11 protein-coding genes are annotated in these 15,558 nt (G+C 62.6%); 5 read left to right on the top strand and 6 right to left on the bottom strand.

All coding sequences use genetic code 11. From position 1 onward, the window contains the following. Positions 1–1,732 (bottom strand): acetate--CoA ligase family protein (locus tag WCB02_RS10380; RefSeq protein WP_423958004.1); only part of this gene is annotated, 1,732 nt, incomplete at its 3' end. Positions 1,733–1,914: 182 nt separating this feature from the next. Between WCB02_RS10380 and WCB02_RS10375 the strand changes: the two genes are divergently transcribed. The 5 genes from WCB02_RS10375 (at position 1,915) to oxlT (ending at position 7,935) form a co-directional block, all read left to right on the top strand. Continuing rightward, complete coding sequence (locus WCB02_RS10375) at positions 1,915–2,643, top strand: GntR family transcriptional regulator (protein ID WP_423958002.1); 729 nt, start codon at positions 1,915–1,917, stop codon at positions 2,641–2,643. A 72-nt stretch (positions 2,644–2,715) separates the two neighbouring features. Beyond that, entirely contained in the window at positions 2,716–4,446 is a 1,731-nt protein-coding gene (oxc, locus tag WCB02_RS10370) for an oxalyl-CoA decarboxylase (RefSeq protein ID WP_423958000.1), read from the top strand. A gap of 182 nt (positions 4,447–4,628) precedes the next feature. Beyond that, positions 4,629–5,906, top strand: coding sequence for a formyl-CoA transferase (gene frc, locus WCB02_RS10365; RefSeq protein ID WP_423957998.1), 1,278 nt, complete (start codon positions 4,629–4,631; stop codon positions 5,904–5,906). A 202-nt stretch (positions 5,907–6,108) separates the two neighbouring features. Next, entirely contained in the window at positions 6,109–6,246 is a 138-nt protein-coding gene (locus tag WCB02_RS10360; protein ID WP_423957997.1) for a hypothetical protein, read from the top strand. 381 nt (positions 6,247–6,627) lie between these two features. Then, on the top strand, positions 6,628–7,935 hold the full coding sequence (gene oxlT, locus WCB02_RS10355; protein ID WP_423957995.1) for an oxalate/formate MFS antiporter: 1,308 nt from the start codon (positions 6,628–6,630) through the stop codon (positions 7,933–7,935). 95 nt (positions 7,936–8,030) lie between these two features. Here oxlT and WCB02_RS10350 read toward each other — a convergent pair whose 3' ends face one another. From WCB02_RS10350 to WCB02_RS10330, 5 genes are all read right to left on the bottom strand, one after another. Then, complete coding sequence (locus WCB02_RS10350) at positions 8,031–10,226, bottom strand: tetratricopeptide repeat protein (RefSeq protein ID WP_423957994.1); 2,196 nt, start codon at positions 10,224–10,226, stop codon at positions 8,031–8,033. 71 nt (positions 10,227–10,297) lie between these two features. Then, on the bottom strand, positions 10,298–10,588 hold the full coding sequence (locus WCB02_RS10345) for a hypothetical protein (protein WP_423957993.1): 291 nt from the start codon (positions 10,586–10,588) through the stop codon (positions 10,298–10,300). Between the two features lie 66 nt (positions 10,589–10,654). Then, positions 10,655–13,138 (bottom strand): tetratricopeptide repeat protein, encoded by a 2,484-nt coding sequence (locus WCB02_RS10340; protein ID WP_423957991.1) that lies wholly within the window; start codon positions 13,136–13,138, stop codon positions 10,655–10,657. A gap of 62 nt (positions 13,139–13,200) precedes the next feature. Beyond that, on the bottom strand, positions 13,201–13,524 hold the full coding sequence (locus WCB02_RS10335) for a hypothetical protein (protein WP_423957989.1): 324 nt from the start codon (positions 13,522–13,524) through the stop codon (positions 13,201–13,203). A gap of 80 nt (positions 13,525–13,604) precedes the next feature. Beyond that, on the bottom strand, positions 13,605–15,269 hold the full coding sequence (locus WCB02_RS10330; protein WP_423957987.1) for a porin: 1,665 nt from the start codon (positions 15,267–15,269) through the stop codon (positions 13,605–13,607). Between the last annotated feature and the right edge of the window lie 289 nt (positions 15,270–15,558).

Below are 15,558 nucleotides of genomic sequence, written 5' to 3'. Positions count from 1 at the left end.
GCGGGATCGTCATCAGCTTGAGATCGTTGTCGATGCAGGCATCCGACAAGAGCACGCCGGAGCCGCCGGCGCCGGTGATGATGACGACGTTCTCGCCCTTTGGCGTCGGCAGCACCGGCACGCCGCGCGCGAATTCGAGCAGTTGCCGAAGCGAGCGGGCGCGGATCACGCCCGACTGCTTGAAGACGTCTTCATAGATCTTGTCGTTACCGGCGAGCGCGCCGGTGTGCGAGCTGGCGGCGCGTGCGCCCAAGGCGGTGCGCCCGGCCTTGAGCACGATCACCGGCTTCTTCTTCGAGACGCGCTTTGCAACTTCGGCAAAGGCGCGCCCGTCCTTGAGATCCTCGCAATGCTGCGCGATGATCTGGGTGTTGTCGTCCTGCTCGAAGAAGGTCAACAAATCGTCCTCGTCAATATCCGACTTGTTGCCGAGACCGACGATCGCCGAGACGCCCATCTTGGCCGAGCGCGAGAAGCCGATGATCGCCATGCCGATGCCGCCCGATTGCGACGACAGCGCCGCCTTGCCCTTGACGTCATAGGCGGTGCAGAAGGTCGCGCAGAGATTGGCGGGGGTGTAGTAGAAGCCGTAGATGTTCGGCCCCATCAGGCGGATGCCGTATTTCTGGCCGATCGCCTGGATCTCCTCCTGCCCCTTCACATTGCCGGTCTCGGCAAAGCCGGACGGGATCAGGATCGCGCCGACGACTTTCTTCTCGCCGCATTCGATCAGCGCGCCGGCAACGAGGCTTGCGGGAATCGCGAACACCGCGATGTCGACGTCGCCAGGGATGTCCTTGACCGATCTGTAGACCTTCTTGCCCAGGATCTCCTCGGCCTTGGGGTGGATCGGATAGATCTCGCCCTGGTAGCCGCCGTTGATCAGGTTCTTCATCACGGAATTGCCGATCTTGCCGTTCTCGGCGGAGGCGCCGATCACCGCGACGGATTTCGGCTTCATGATGCGGTTCATCTGGCGCACGATCTCGTCGTGGTTGGGCCGCGGCCGCGGCGGTTTCGGCGCGAAATCGACCAGAATGCGGACGTCGGCGGCGATCGCGTTCGACTTGGTCGCGAACACCGGGTTCAGGTCCAGTTCGGCGATTTCGGGAAAGTCGGTGACCAGCGTGGACACGTTGACGATGATGTCGGCGAGCGCGTCGTGGCTGACGCGGTCGCTGCCGCGCACGCCCTTCAGCATCTCATGCGCCTGAATGCCATCCAGCATCGACAACGCGTCCGCCTTGGTCGCGGGCGCCATGCGGAAGGTGATGTCCTTCAACACTTCGACCAGCACGCCGCCAAGGCCGAACGCCACCAGCTTGCCGAACGATCCGTCGGTGACCGCGCCGACGATCACCTCCTGGCCGCCGGTCAGCATCTGCTGCACCTGGATGCCCTCGATCTTGGCATCGGCCTTGTACTTTTTGGCGTTGGCAAGAATGGTGTCGTAGGCCTGCTCGGCATCGGCTGCGGTCTTGACGCCGACCACGACGCCACCGGCTTCGGTCTTGTGCAGGATGTCGGGCGAGACGATCTTCATCACGACCGGAAAGCCCATCTCGGTCGCAATCGAGACTGCCTCGGCCGCCGAGGTCGCGAGCCCCTCCTTCGGCACCGGAATGCCGTAGGCGTCGCACACCAGCTTGCCTTCGGGCGCCGTCAGGCTTGTGCGTTTGTCCGCCTTGACCTGATCGAGAACTTTGCGGACTGTATCTTTCGCTGTCGACATCGGCTTCCTCCTGGGAGCATCTGTTTTATGGCATTTGGTATGCCAAAAACCGCCTTGTCAAGGCAAGCCGTTGGGCGGAAACGCTTAAAAACCAGCCAACTTGACATTGTGGCATTTGGCATGCCAAAAATAATTCGATAATGCACTCTTCATAAAGACGTCTCCCGTGAGGAGATTTGTCGATGTCAATACGGAAACAGACCAAGGCGTTCCCGACGATGGCCGAGCCAGAGATCGCAATCGTCAGGATTGCCCCGGAGACCAGCTTCAAGAACAAGGCCTATGAGGCCTTGAAGGAAGCGATCCTCAAGATGGACATCTACGCGACGCCGGATCCCGTGATGCTCGACGAGCGCGCGCTCTCGGAACGCCTGGGGGTCAGCCGCACGCCGATCCGCGAAGCGATCGCGATGCTGGAACAGGACGGTTTTGTGAAGACCGTGCCGCGCCGCGGCATCGTGGTGGTGCGCCGGACCAAGAGCGAAATCGTCGACATGATCCGCGCCTGGGCCGCCCTGGAAAGCATGGCGGCGCGGCTGATCACGACGATCGCGCGCAAGAAGGATATTTCCGCGCTGCGCGACGTCTTCAAGGATTTTGGCGTGGACCGGCTGCCGCAGGACCATGTCGAGGAATATTCCAAGGCCAATATCGCGTTCCACCAGGCGCTGATCTCGCTGTCGGAATCGCCGGTGCTGGTCGATATGACCAATGACATCCTGCTGCATGTGCGCGGCTACCGGCAGCTCACGATCGGACGCACCGACCGCATCGCGACCTCGCTCCCCGAACATCTGGCGATCATCGAGGCGCTCGAGGAGCGCAACACCGAGCTTGCCGAAAAACGCGCGCGCGACCACACGCTGGGCCTGGCCAGCTATGTCGAAACCCACGGCCGGGAACTGCCTTAGGGCTCGAAGCGGCCCACATCAGAAGACGACCAACTCGTCCTCCAAAACGCGACGATCAGGGAGATCAAGCCCATGCTGAACACCGCAGCGAAGACCGAAGCACCGGGCACCGAGGAAGAACTCACCGACGGGTTCCACCTGGTCATCGACGCGCTCAAGCTCAACGGCATCAATACGATCTACGGCGTGCCGGGGATTCCGATCACCGATCTCGGCCGCATGGCGCAGGCCGCCGGCATCCGCGTGCTCTCGTTCCGTCACGAGCAGAATGCCGGCTATGCCGCCGCGATTGCGGGCTTCCTCACCAGGAAACCCGGCGTCTGTCTCACCGTCTCGGCGCCCGGCTTCCTCAACGGCCTGACCGCACTGGCCCATGCCACCACCAACTGCTTCCCGATGATCCTGGTCTCCGGCTCCTCGGAACGCGAGATCGTCGACCTGCAGCAGGGCGACTATGAGGAGATGGACCAGCTTGCGGTGGCAAAGCCGCTGTGCAAGGCCGCGTTCCGCGTGCTGCACGCCGCCGACATCGGCATCGGTTTTGCGCGCGCCATCCGCGCCGCGCTATCGGGGCGCCCGGGCGGGGTCTATCTCGATCTGCCGGCAAAACTGTTTGGCCAGGTGTTGAACGCGCAGGCCGGCGCGAAATCGCTGGTCAAGGTGATCGATCCGGCGCCGGCGCATATCCCTGCCCCCTCCGCGGTGAAGCGCGCGCTCGATGTGCTGAAGGGCGCAAAACGTCCGCTGATCATCCTCGGCAAGGGCGCGGCCTATGCGCAGGCCGATGACGCGATCCGCGCCTTCGTGGAGAAGAGCGGCGCGCCGTTCCTGCCGATGAGCATGGCCAAGGGGCTGTTGCCCGATCTGCATCCGCAATGCGCCGGCGCGGCACGTTCGACCGTGCTGAAGGACGCCGACGTGGTGATGCTGATCGGCGCCCGCCTCAACTGGCTATTGTCGCATGGCAAGGGCAAAAGCTGGGGCGAAGCGCCAAAGAAATTCATCCAGGTCGACATCGAGCCGAAGGAAATGGATTCCAACGTCGAGATCGCAGCCCCGCTGGTCGGCGACATCGGCTCCTGCGTCGACGTGCTGCTGCAAGCGATGGGCAAGGACTGGGTTACACCGCCGGCCGACTGGCTCAACGCGGTCAAGAACAAGCGCGACGACAACATCGCCAAGATGGCGCCGCGACTGATGAACAACAATGCACCGATGGATTACCACGGCGCGCTCGGCGTGCTTCGCACCATCATCAAGGAACGTCCGGACGCCATCCTGGTCAACGAGGGCGCCAACACGCTCGACCTCGCGCGCGGCATCATCGACATGTATCAGCCGCGCAAGCGGCTCGACGTCGGCACCTGGGGCGTGATGGGCGTCGGCATGGGCTCGGCGATCGCCGCAGCGATCGAGACCGGCAAACCGGTGCTTGCGGTGGAGGGCGACTCTGCCTTCGGCTTCTCCGGCATGGAAGTCGAAACCATCTGCCGCTACGGCCTGCCGATCTGCATCGTGATCTTCAACAATGACGGCATCTATCGCGGCACCGATGTCAATTCGGCCGGCGCAGATCCCGCCACCACCGTGTTCGTCAAGGGCGCGCGCTACGACAAGATGATGGAAGCGTTCGGCGGTACCGGCGTCAATGCGACCTCGCCCGACGAACTGAAGCGCGCCGTCAATGCGGCGATGGATTCCGGCAAGCCGACCCTGATCAACGCGGTGATCGATCCGGCGGCGGGGTCCGAAAGCGGCCGCATCGGCAATCTCAACCCGCAGAGCGCTCTCAGGAAGAAATAAACGGCAATTCGTCATTCCCCGCGCGCGCGAGGGATCCAGTAACCAGTGAAGATCGTGAGACCGAAAAGATACCGACCTGGGCTTGCTAACTTTGGACTTGCTGACTTGGACTTGCTGCGCACTGAATGCCCCGCTTCGAGGGCTTGATGGCAGCAGATAGGCATTAAGGGAGACAATATATCATGACCAAGGCGCTGAGCGGCGTTCGCATCCTCGATTTCACCCATGTCCAGTCGGGACCGACCTGCACGCAACTTTTGGCGTGGTTCGGCGCCGATGTGATCAAGGTCGAGCGCCCCGGCGTCGGCGACATCACCCGCGGCCAACTGCAGGACATTCCGAATGTCGACAGCCTGTACTTCACCATGCTCAACCACAACAAGCGGTCGATCACGCTCGACACCAAGAACCCAAAGGGCAAGGAAGTCCTGACCGCGCTGATCAAGAGCTGCGACGTGCTGGTGGAAAATTTCGGCCCAGGCGTGCTCGACCGCATGGGTTTCGCTTGGGAGAAAATCCACAGCATCAATCCCAAGATGATCGTGGCCTCGATCAAGGGCTTCGGTCCGGGCCCCTATGAAGACTGCAAGGTCTATGAGAACGTCGCGCAGTGCACCGGCGGCGCGGCCTCGACCACCGGCTTCCGCGACGGCCTGCCGCTGGTCACCGGCGCGCAGATCGGCGACAGCGGCACCGGGCTGCATCTCGCGCTCGGCATCGTCACCGCGCTCTATCAGCGCACCGTCACCGGCAAGGGGCAGAAGGTTACGGCGGCGATGCAGGACGGCGTGCTCAACCTGACACGCGTCAAGCTGCGCGACCAGCAGCGCCTCGCCCATGGGCCGCTGCAGGAATACAGCCAGTACGGCGAAGGCATTCCGTTCGGCGACGCCGTGCCGCGCGCCGGCAACGATTCCGGCGGCGGCCAGCCCGGCCGTATCCTCAAATGCAAGGGCTGGGAGACCGATCCCAACGCCTACATCTATTTCATCACCCAGGCGCCGGTGTGGGAAAAAATCTGCGACGTGATCGGCGAACCCGGCTGGAAGACCCATCCCGATTATGCCAAGCCGCCCGCCCGGCTGTCGCGGCTGAACGAGATCTTCGCCCGCATCGAGCAATGGACGATGACCAAGACCAAGTTCGAGGCGATGGAAATCCTCAACAAGGACGACATCCCCTGCGGTCCGATCCTGTCGATGAAGGAGCTGGCGGAAGACCCCTCGCTGCGCGCGACCGGCACCGTGGTCGAAGTCGATCATCCGACCCGCGGCAAATATCTGTCGGTCGGCAACCCGATCAAGCTCTCGGACAGTCCGAGCGAGGTGACGCGTTCACCACTACTCGGTGAGCACACCGACGAAATCCTCCGCCAGGTGCTCGGCCTCAGCGATCATCAGGTCGCCGAGATCCATGATTCCGGCGCGCTCGACCCGGCCCGGAAGCAGGCCGCGGAGTAGAAAGGTCGAACCGGTATCATGGTACTTCGGGCCGCCCTCTCGGCGGCCCCTTTTCTATCCAGAGAGTTAACCGCCGCATATGCTGCATTGCGGGATACAAAATGCTGCCATGCAAACGCGGCGATTGTCTCTGGCATCTGGTATACATAAATTCCCCTGGACGGTTGGCGGCGCGTGGGCCGCCTTTCATGGAGGGAATCTCATGTCCAAGACCTTTCCTATTGCATTCGCGCCTTCCAGCAATCTGTTCGGCCGCCTGTTCGCCAATGTCGACCGTTGGCTTTTGGCCTATGCCGAGGTCACGATCCGCAACGGCGACGTTCCGCGCTGCTGCATCTGACTCCGCCGGACCGGCGACCGTGCCTCTGGGCACGGAAATCCGGATATGCTGACTCGGGCCCCGATCTTCGGGGCCTATTTATTTTGTCCTTCGCCACGGACCTACGGGGCTGCCCAGGCACACCAAAAAAAACAGATCCAACGTCTACCGGTAGCTGTCTGCGACAAATCGCGCACGTGACACGTGCTTGAACGGACTTGCCGCCTCGCCATTCCTGATCCCAAAATCCTGTCAGCAAATACCGTCTCGCGCCGCGGCGCACCATGAAGTTGCGACAAAATCGGCCTTGCTTGTTGGAATATGATATACCAGAATTTGAAAATGTAGCGCTCCGGCCCGGATGGGGCCGCTTCCAAAAAGGCGCACGTCGGGAGGAAGATCATGATTGCAAATGCAGTGAGCGCGCCGAGCCAGGCGCCGTCCAGGGGCTTCCGCTGGATGCAGCTCATCATCGGCGTCGTCTGCATGGCGATGATCGCCAATCTCCAATATGGCTGGACTTATTTCGTTGCTCCGATGTCCAAGGCGCATTCCTGGGATGTCGGCGGCATCCAGGTCGCCTTCAGCATCTTCGTCGCGCTCGAGACCTGGTTGACCCCGGTCGAGGGATGGATCGTCGACACGCTCGGTCCGCAACGCGGTCCACGACTGATGGTCGCCGCCGGCGGCGTTTTTGTCGCGATCGGCTGGCTGATCAACGCCAAGGCCGGATCATTGGAGATGCTGTATCTCGGCGCCATCGTGTCCGGCATCGGCGCCGGCGGCATCTACGCCACCTGCGTCGGCAACGCCGTGAAATGGTTTCCGGATCGCCGCGGGCTCGCCGTCGGCTTGACCGCGGCGGGGTTTGGCGCAGGAGCGGCTGTCACCGTCATTCCCATCCAGATGATGATCGCACGAATTGGCTATGCCGACACCTTCTTCTGGTTCGCGCTGGGTCAGGGCGGCATCATCTTCGTGCTGGCGTGGCTGCTGCGCTCGCCACACGCCGGAGAAGTCCCGAGCGGGACGGCCGCCAAGGTGCTGCAGTCCAAGACCTCCAGCACCCCGGGCCAGATGCTCGCCTCTCCGGTGTTCTGGCTGCTTTATGTGATGTTCGTGCTGGTGTCGGCCAGCGGATTGATGGTGACGGCGCAGATCGCGCTGATCGCCAAGGATTACGGCGTCGCGCAGACGGTCGTCTTGTTCGGCGCCGGCACTCTGATCGTGGCCGGGGTCATCGACAATCTCGCCAATGGCGGAGCGCGGCCATTTTTCGGCTGGGTGTCCGACCATATCGGCCGTGAATACACCATGGCGATCGCTTTTTGCGCCGGCGGCGTCGCCTATTGGCTGCTCGGCACGGCCGGCACCACGCCGTGGACCTTCGTGATCTGCGCAGCGCTGATCTTCTTCACCTGGGGCGAGATTTTCAGCCTGTTCCCCTCGACCTGCACTGACATGTTCGGCCCGAAATACGCCACGACGAATGCCAGCCTGTTGTACACCGCCAAGGGCTTGTCGGCCTTTGTCGTTCCGCTGGCCAACGTGCTGAAGAACTACTCGGGAAGCTGGCATTCGGTGTTCACGATCGCCGCGATCATGAATTTCGTCGTCGTCGCGATGGCACTGTTCGTGGTACGGCCGATGCGGCTCTCGATCGCATCGGAAAACAAGGACAAGCGGGTGATCGGGCATCCGGCGGAGTGATGGTCATCGCTTCTCGAAACACGACGGCTTGAGTTGAGAATGAAGAGGCGCACCAGGTGCGCCTCTTTTTCTTGCCAGCTTTCCTTGTCAACAAGTCAGCTCAGTCCGCGAACCGCCTGTTCGAGGAATGCTTCCAGCCCCGCGATACACTCCATATCGCGATAGACGCGCTGTTTGTTGGCGGCGATCCGCGACGACAATTCGGTTCGGCCGGCTTCGTCCCGGCCGAGACGGCATGCGATCGACAAATAGTCGTCGACATTTGCGGCCGTCGTCTCGACAACGCCCATCATGCGCAGGATCGCAGCCGCGTGCCGGCCGCGCATCAGTTCACCCTCGAAGGCAACGATCGGCAGATTGTGTACCAGGCTTTCCAGGATCGAATTGCAGCCGGACCAGCCGATGCTGTCCAGCACCAGATCGCACAGTCCGATCGCGGCCGTGAATCGCTCCGGCGCAAGCCTGGGCAGGAACACGCAGTGGTCTGCCGCGTCCAGGCCGCGGGCGGTGAAAGCTCGGGCGAGGCGCGCCTTGAACGTCTCGGTCACGCCCTTGCCGCCGGCAAATTCGATGAAGGCGAACTGAGAACCCGGCACGTCGGCGGCGATCCGGGCGAACACCTCGTCGAACTGCGGCAGGTATTTCGGCAAGGACTGCGCGCACCAATACACGACCGCATCCTCGCGAAGCCCAAGCACGGCCCGATCGATCGAAGCAGGCTGAATATCGACGGGCTCGTAGTAGATCGAAAGATTGCGCAGCCGGACCAGCTTCTCAGAATAATGCCCCTCGGCGCCTTCTGGCTCCATCAGCTCGCTGCTGATGAAGTAGTCGATAGTTGGAAATCCGCTTGTTTCGGGGTGTCCCCAGGAACAGCATTGAACCGGCGCAAGTCGCATCCCGGCAAGCTGCGCCGATACCTTGTCCATCCCGATTTCGGGGAACAGCAGAACGTGCGGCGCGTCGTCCCGGATGGCGCGGCGCCAGGCCTCGAGCGGCTTCGGCCCCTGCACGAAATGATCGCACAGCTCGACTGCTGCCGCCGTTTCGGCGTCTCGCTCGACACCCGTATGATAGCCGATCACGCGAAATCGATCGCGGTCGAGCATCTTCAGCCAGCCCCTGATCGGAATCTTCCAGTTCGAGTGCTGCCGGAAAAATCCGCTGACGATGCCGAGCCGGATGGGCTCATGGGCGGCCGGCGGGCTTGGCAGACCCGGGGTTTCGTATCGGGCGTCGAGAAGGCGGCACACGATCGAACCGTAACGCGATTGCAGGTCCCGATCGTTGCGGCCCTGATACGGCAGGTAAAACGGCTGATGCGAGCCGATCGCATCCACCAGCATGTCGGTAGCCGATGCCTTCGCCACATCTGCGTCGAGTTCCCGCAACCTGTCCGCATAGGCCGCGCGCCGCGCATCGATCTCGGCAATGCTCTGATAGATCGCGGGCAGTTCCGCCATGCAAAGCGCCAGCCTGGCCTCGAGAAAATCCGGCCTCAACGCGACCGCCTGCGCGAAATGCTCCCTCGCCTCTGCGATTCCGGCCGCGCCGCGCAGCACGACGCCCAGATTGTAGTGCACCATGAAGGCGCTGGGATCGATGCCGAGCGCGGCGCGATATTGCGCCATGGCCGCATCGCGCCGCTCCATGGCCCGCAGCACATTGCCGAGATTGTTCCGTGGGCCGGGCGCGTTAGGGGCGATCGTCACCGCGCGCTCGGCAAAGACCAGCGCCTCCGGCAAACGATCCATCTTCTGCAGCAGCATCGCAAGGTGGATGTGCGCATCGAGAAAGTCCGGACGCAAACCGATCGCTCGTCGATAATGCTGTTCGGCATCGGACTGCCGGGCGAGCATGTCCAGCACCGACGCCAGATTGAAATGTGCGAGCGGAGAATTGGGCGCGGCAGCGAGAACCGCTGCAAACTGCGTCAACGCCTCATCGGCGCGGCCCGCCGATCTCAACGCGCGACCCAGATTGTTGCGCGCCTCGCTATAGTCCGGCTTGAGCTGGACCGCCCTCTCGAAGCAGGACAACGCTTCCGACAGCGCGCCACTGGCTGCGAGAATCACGCCCCTGTCGTTATGCGCCTCGGCGCCTGCCGGATCGAGCGTCACGGCGCGACCGATCAAGGCCGCCGCGTCCGGCCGGCGCAATTGATGGGCGATGACGCCCGCCAGATGGAACGCCCGCGCATTGCTCGGATCCATCTCGCAGACCGACCGGCAGAGCCGTTCGGCCTCCGCCAGGCGCCCGGCGCGATGCTGCGCGACCGCCGCCGCGAGCATCTGCGCGCTATCCCGCCTGGATGTCCCTGATGTCATGAGGAAATTGCGATCAGATGCACCGCCCATCGACCTCAGTCGCAGGAGCGGTAGCGGCCAAGACCGAGATCGATCTCGCAGGGATGGCCATAGACCCAGACCGGCTGATCGCACGGCAGCGCTCGCGTCGAGCGGTACACGGTGTTGCATGCGATGTTCGAGGCGGGATGCAGCACCAGCGTGGGACCCTCGTAGGGCTGAATCTCCGTTGCCGGGGCGAGCGCCGCCTGCACGTGGTGCCTTCGCCCGTGATGGGGTTTCGCCGACGCCGCACTAGCCCCCAGCCCAAGCACGGTGGTGAGGATCAGGATCGTTCGCAACCACATGGATTTCGCCCTTTCATCGGTCGTATGGGTCTTTGGTCCGGACTAGACGGAAGTTGCAGCTTCCGACTAGACATTCTCGATCGCGAAAGCCACAGGCTTTTCGCCAACCAGCCATCGCTGCCACATCCGCTGATAGGCAGCCTCGATCGCCTCAGTCAGTTTTGGCAGATCGAACAGGGGCTTGACGTCGCGATTTCGTTCAATCTGTTGGCGGAGCGCCCGCAGCCGATCCGGCCCACCGATCAGAGCCAGCGCCGTCCGCTCATACTCTTGCAGCGAATGGGTCACGAGTTCCGGAATCCCGATCGCCCTCAGAAGACTGCCGGCGACGCGGCCCGCGAATGTCTCGCTGCAGCAGGTCAGGACCGGCACCCCGCACCACAACGCGTCGCTCGCCGTCGTATGCGCATTGCAAGGCGTCGTATCGAGAAACAAATCGGCATGCCGGTGACGCTCGAGATGGGCCCGCGTCGGCACGACCGGCGCGAACATCAGTCGGCTCGGATCGATATCACGCCTGCCCGCTTCCACGCGAAGATTGGCCTCGACCACCGCATTTGCGCCGAGCAGCCACAGCACGCTGCCGGGCGCGGCCTTGAGCAGGCGCATCCAGATATCGAACAGGCATGGCGAGAGCTTGTAGCTGTTGTTGAAACAACAGAACACGAGACCCCGTTCCGGCAGGCCCCAGTCGCTTCGCGCAGTCCGGCCGGACGCCACCTCTCGCTTGCGGTCGTTGGCCTGATAACACTCGGGAAGATGCACCAGCCGCTCGGTGAAGAACGCCTGCAGCTTTTCCGGGACGACGAAGCGGTCAACCAGGACGTAGTCGATGAAATCCGCACCCATTGTGGCCGGAAATCCGAGGTAGCTGACCTGCACCGGGGCGGGCCGGCAAGCCGCGATGGCCGGACGCGCGCGGTGGGTATATCCCTTGAGGTCGATCAGGATATCGATCTTGTCATCGTGAATCCGTCCGGCGGCATCGCGATGTGACAATGCAGCGATGTCGACGAAGCGATCGAAGGCCTGCACGAGCCGTGCGCGCATCGGGCTGCCGTCATCCGCGCCATAGCTGTAGGCATAGACCTCAAAGCGACCGCGATCGTGGCTCTCGAACAACTCAGCCATCAGCCGCGCCGTGGCGTGCTCGAAAAAATCGCCCGAGAGATAGCCGAGACGAATGCGCTCGCGCGCGTTCCGCACGCCATGCCCAAAGCGCGCACCTTGCGGTGGTCCGAGCGGCCTGATCCACTGCTCGGCGCAGCGCAATTGATCGGCGGCGGACGCAGGCGTCGCGAACAGATAGAACGGCGGAACGCGAACTCCGCTTCGCACCATCTCGACCAGCTGTGCCTGCTCCGCTTCACGGTCGTCCCAGGCGCAAACCAGCGCGCGATGATGCACGAGCTGGCTGAATGCGTCGGCATGGTCAGGGCGGAGCGCGAGCGCGCCGCGCCATGCCGCGATCGCCGCCTGGAGATCACCGAGCTCGCGCAAGGCGTTTCCGAGATTATAGGCCGCTTCCGGAAAATCCCGCCGGCATGCCAGGGCGAGTTCGAACGCCGCCCTTGCCTCGGCTGGCTGTTCCTCGGCAAGCAGCGCCGTTCCCAAATTGTTGTAGAGGTCCGCATGTGCCCGCATGGCGGCCGCCGGACTGGGCCCGACCACCCGGCGATAGAGTTCGATCGCGTCGCGGTGCCGGCCGAGCTCCTGCAGCACGATCCCGGCGTTGTTGATCGCATCGAGATGATCGGGCCGGAGCGCGAGCGCGCGGCCGTAGGCGGCCAGCGCGTCCTCAAGCTTGCCTTGCTGCTGCAGCACCGTGGCGTGGTTATAGATGGCCTCGGCATAATCGGGCTTCAGGGCGATCGCTTGCTCGAAGGCCGTCACGGCCGCGTCGAGCCGGTCCTGGTCTTTCAGGACGGTGCCGAGATTGTTGTGCGCGACGGCGATTTCGGGTTGCCTGGCGATGGCTGTTCGATACGCGGCCTCGGCCGCGTCGAGATCTCCCATCTGATGCAGGACGACGCCGAGATTGAATGACGCCTCGGCATAGACCGGCGTTGCCGCCGCTGTGCTGAAAGCGGAGGCGGCCTCGCCGAGCCTGCCCTGCATCTGCAGCACCACGCCGATATTGTTGTGGGCCTCCGGGTAATCGGGCTTGATCGCGAGCGCCGCCTGATAGGCTTGCATCGCGCCATCCAGCATATGCTGCGCCTTGAGCGCGTTGCCGAGCGCGAGTTGCGCCTGCGCATAATTCGGGTTGAGCAGAACAGCCTGTCGATGTGCGTCCGCGGCATCCACCATCCGGCCCTGCTGCTGCAGTACCGTTCCGAGATTGTGATGGCTCGCCGCATTGTTCGGCCGCAGCCCGATCTCCTGGCGCATCAGCCGTTCGGCGTTTGCCAGATCACCCTGTTGGGCCGCGATGATGCCGAGATTGCCGCAGGCTGCCGCGTTGGACGGATCGATGCTCAGCACCAAAGCATAGAGGCGTTTGGCCTCCGCGATCGAACCGGCACGTTGCGCCGCAACGGCGGTTTGCATCAGCTGTTGCGGTGTTGGTCGTCCCACAGCGCGATTTGTTCCCAGGCGGCAAGCCGGCGCCTTCAATCAGGCAACCGATAATTGGTGTATTGAATGTCGAAACTGGTCGCGCCGTACAGCTTCACATAGACGATCGGACCGGACAGCTTGACTTCGTCGATCGAGCGAGGCCCCTTGAACAGTGTTGGGTCATTCTCGCGGTCCGGTGCATAGATCAACGCCTGACCGGTCGGCGGCGTCAGGGTCACGATCATGGTGACCTCGGTCGCGGATTCCGGAATGTATTTCGAGATGTCGACCTTGATCGGGGTCGGCTCGACCGGTGCGCTCGGCGGAACCTCGGACTGCTGAACCTGGACCACGGCCGGCGGCTGCTGCATATCCATCTTCAACTCCTCCTCGACACGGGCCGACGAAAAAGGGGGACTCTCAAAGCCCCCCTTCTTATCATATTTCCTGGTTGCGTTCAGAAGTTGAACGTCATGCCTGTGGTTGCGGCCTTGAGGGTCGCGCCGCCGATCGTGTCGTTGGCAGCATCGCGCCCGCAGACCTGGTAGCCGTGGCCGCTGGCGCCGAGACAATAATGCGCGCCCGGACCTTGCGTGAGTTCGGAGGCGACGACGTACCAGCTGGCCCAGCTGTTGAAGTGGTAACGAGCACCGATCGCGTATTGGCTGGCCGAATCGTCGAACAGGTTTTCCTGGAATTGACCGACTTGCACGGCTGGTCCCGGCGACACGCATGCCACGCCGGCGTTGATGTTGTTGAGGCTCAGGCAGGTCGGGCTGCCCGGCGTCTTGAAGGCGTGGGCATACGACGCACTCAACGCCCACTTTCCGATGTCTTGCGTGATACTGGCGAAAGCGCCGTCGCGCGAGCGCTCGTTGAACGGCTCTTCCGCAGCGCTCACGTCGCGCCGTAGCCACTCGTAATAGGCGTTGAACTGAACATCGCCCAGGCCATCGTTGAAGCGATAGCCGCCGCCGATCTTCGCCGCCCATTCGTTGTGAACACCGGTGACGACCTGGGAACCGTCGGGAAGGAATATCGGGGCGACTTGGCCCGGTTCCAGTCCGTCGTCGCCGTGACGGTTGACGTTCTCGTGCAGCTCATAGGCGGCGATCGCGGTGAACGCGCCGTTCTTGTACGTTGCCGCAGCGCTGTAGGCGTTGCCGTAGGACCCATCGGTGCAGCCATCGCCGCCGATATTGCCACCAACCGAGCCGCCGGTGCCGGGGAAGTTGCTGCCGCTGCCGCGCGCGGACGCGCCGTTACATTGGAAAGTGTCGCCGTAGGAATAGTCGCTGTTGTCGACCGCGTAGTTCTGGCCTGGCGAGACCAATGCGCTGAACTGGAGGCCATAGAGGATCGGCGATTCGTACCAGAGCGCGTGGTCCATGCGCCAATCGAACTCGGCGCGGTTGTCGCCGCCGGTATTGCCCATGATCGAATTGTAGTCGCCGAGCGTCCGCGAGAACGGGTCCATCGCGGCGGTGGCCTTCTTGTAGGGCGTATCGGACTTGCCGGCCTTGATGGAGCCCCACGGAGTTTCCAATCCCAGGAAACTGTCGCGCGTTCCCAATGCAGCTTTTTCGGTGGGGGCTGCCGAGATATCGACCTGCGACTCGAGCTGGGCCACGACCGCCATGCCTTCCCAGCCATAGGGCGCAAGGTTGTGCCGGACGCGAATGCCGAAACTGGAAATATTGCTCGCGATGCCAAATTTCGTGCCCTGATCGAACACGGAGGGATTGAAGACGTCGCCCGAAACATCGATCGATCCGTAAAGCGTCACGGTGGTGTTGTCGATCACCGGGCCCAGAGGGCCCGCCTTGACCGGAATGCCGCCGATGGTCCGGACCGGCGGTACCGGAGCCGGCGAGGTTGCGACGGAGCCGTGCAGCACCGGGTTGCCCTTGAATTTGCTTGGATCGGTCGCGGGCGCTGAAGCGACCGTGGTTGATTTTTCCGCGGACAGAACGCGGACCTTGGCGCGCAATTCGGCGTTTTCCTTTTCGATCTTGTCGAGCCGCGCCATCACGTCATCAAGTGTCGCGGCCCGGGCCGTTGCCCCACAGGACAGCAAACAGAGCGCCGCAAGGGCTGTGCCGGACAGAAACCCGTGTCTCATGTAATCCCCCTCAGGAAATCCGATTCAACTTCCAAGGGTAGAACCCTAAGGTATGCCAGATGCCAAAGTGAACCCGCATAATCACGCTAAGTAACATTTTCGTAATCCATGTGTCAAAAATGCCACTAAATTACGCACGCGCCGCAGCATTTGCGTCCGCAATGCAGCATTTTTGTGCATTGCGACAGGGTTGATCGGCTGAGAGAGCGATTTTTGTCATGATCAAATCAAGTTACGCCGAGACGATGGATTCAGCTTTGGGTCATGAACAATCTTGAGTTGCATAAAC

Source organism: Bradyrhizobium sp. (assembly GCF_049581145.1).
Classification (GTDB): Bacteria; Pseudomonadota; Alphaproteobacteria; order Rhizobiales; family Xanthobacteraceae; genus Bradyrhizobium.
Note: the sequence above shows the minus strand (reverse complement) of the source record. Positions and strands in the feature narration are given on the sequence as shown.

Excerpts from the sequence above, each read along its gene's own strand:
- WCB02_RS10375 (WP_423958002.1), top strand. The coding sequence starts at position 1,915 with ATGTCAATACGGAAACAGACCAAGGCGTTCCCGACGATGGCCGAGCCA.
- oxc (WP_423958000.1), top strand. The coding sequence starts at position 2,716 with ATGCTGAACACCGCAGCGAAGACCGAAGCACCGGGCACCGAGGAAGAA.
- frc (WP_423957998.1), top strand. The coding sequence starts at position 4,629 with ATGACCAAGGCGCTGAGCGGCGTTCGCATCCTCGATTTCACCCATGTC.
- WCB02_RS10360 (WP_423957997.1), top strand. The coding sequence starts at position 6,109 with ATGTCCAAGACCTTTCCTATTGCATTCGCGCCTTCCAGCAATCTGTTC.
- oxlT (WP_423957995.1), top strand. The coding sequence starts at position 6,628 with ATGATTGCAAATGCAGTGAGCGCGCCGAGCCAGGCGCCGTCCAGGGGC.
- WCB02_RS10350 (WP_423957994.1), bottom strand. The coding sequence starts at position 10,226 with ATGCTCGCGGCGGCGGTCGCGCAGCATCGCGCCGGGCGCCTGGCGGAG.
- WCB02_RS10345 (WP_423957993.1), bottom strand. The coding sequence starts at position 10,588 with ATGTGGTTGCGAACGATCCTGATCCTCACCACCGTGCTTGGGCTGGGG.
- WCB02_RS10340 (WP_423957991.1), bottom strand. The coding sequence starts at position 13,138 with ATGCAAACCGCCGTTGCGGCGCAACGTGCCGGTTCGATCGCGGAGGCC.
- WCB02_RS10335 (WP_423957989.1), bottom strand. The coding sequence starts at position 13,524 with ATGGATATGCAGCAGCCGCCGGCCGTGGTCCAGGTTCAGCAGTCCGAG.
- WCB02_RS10330 (WP_423957987.1), bottom strand. The coding sequence starts at position 15,269 with ATGAGACACGGGTTTCTGTCCGGCACAGCCCTTGCGGCGCTCTGTTTG.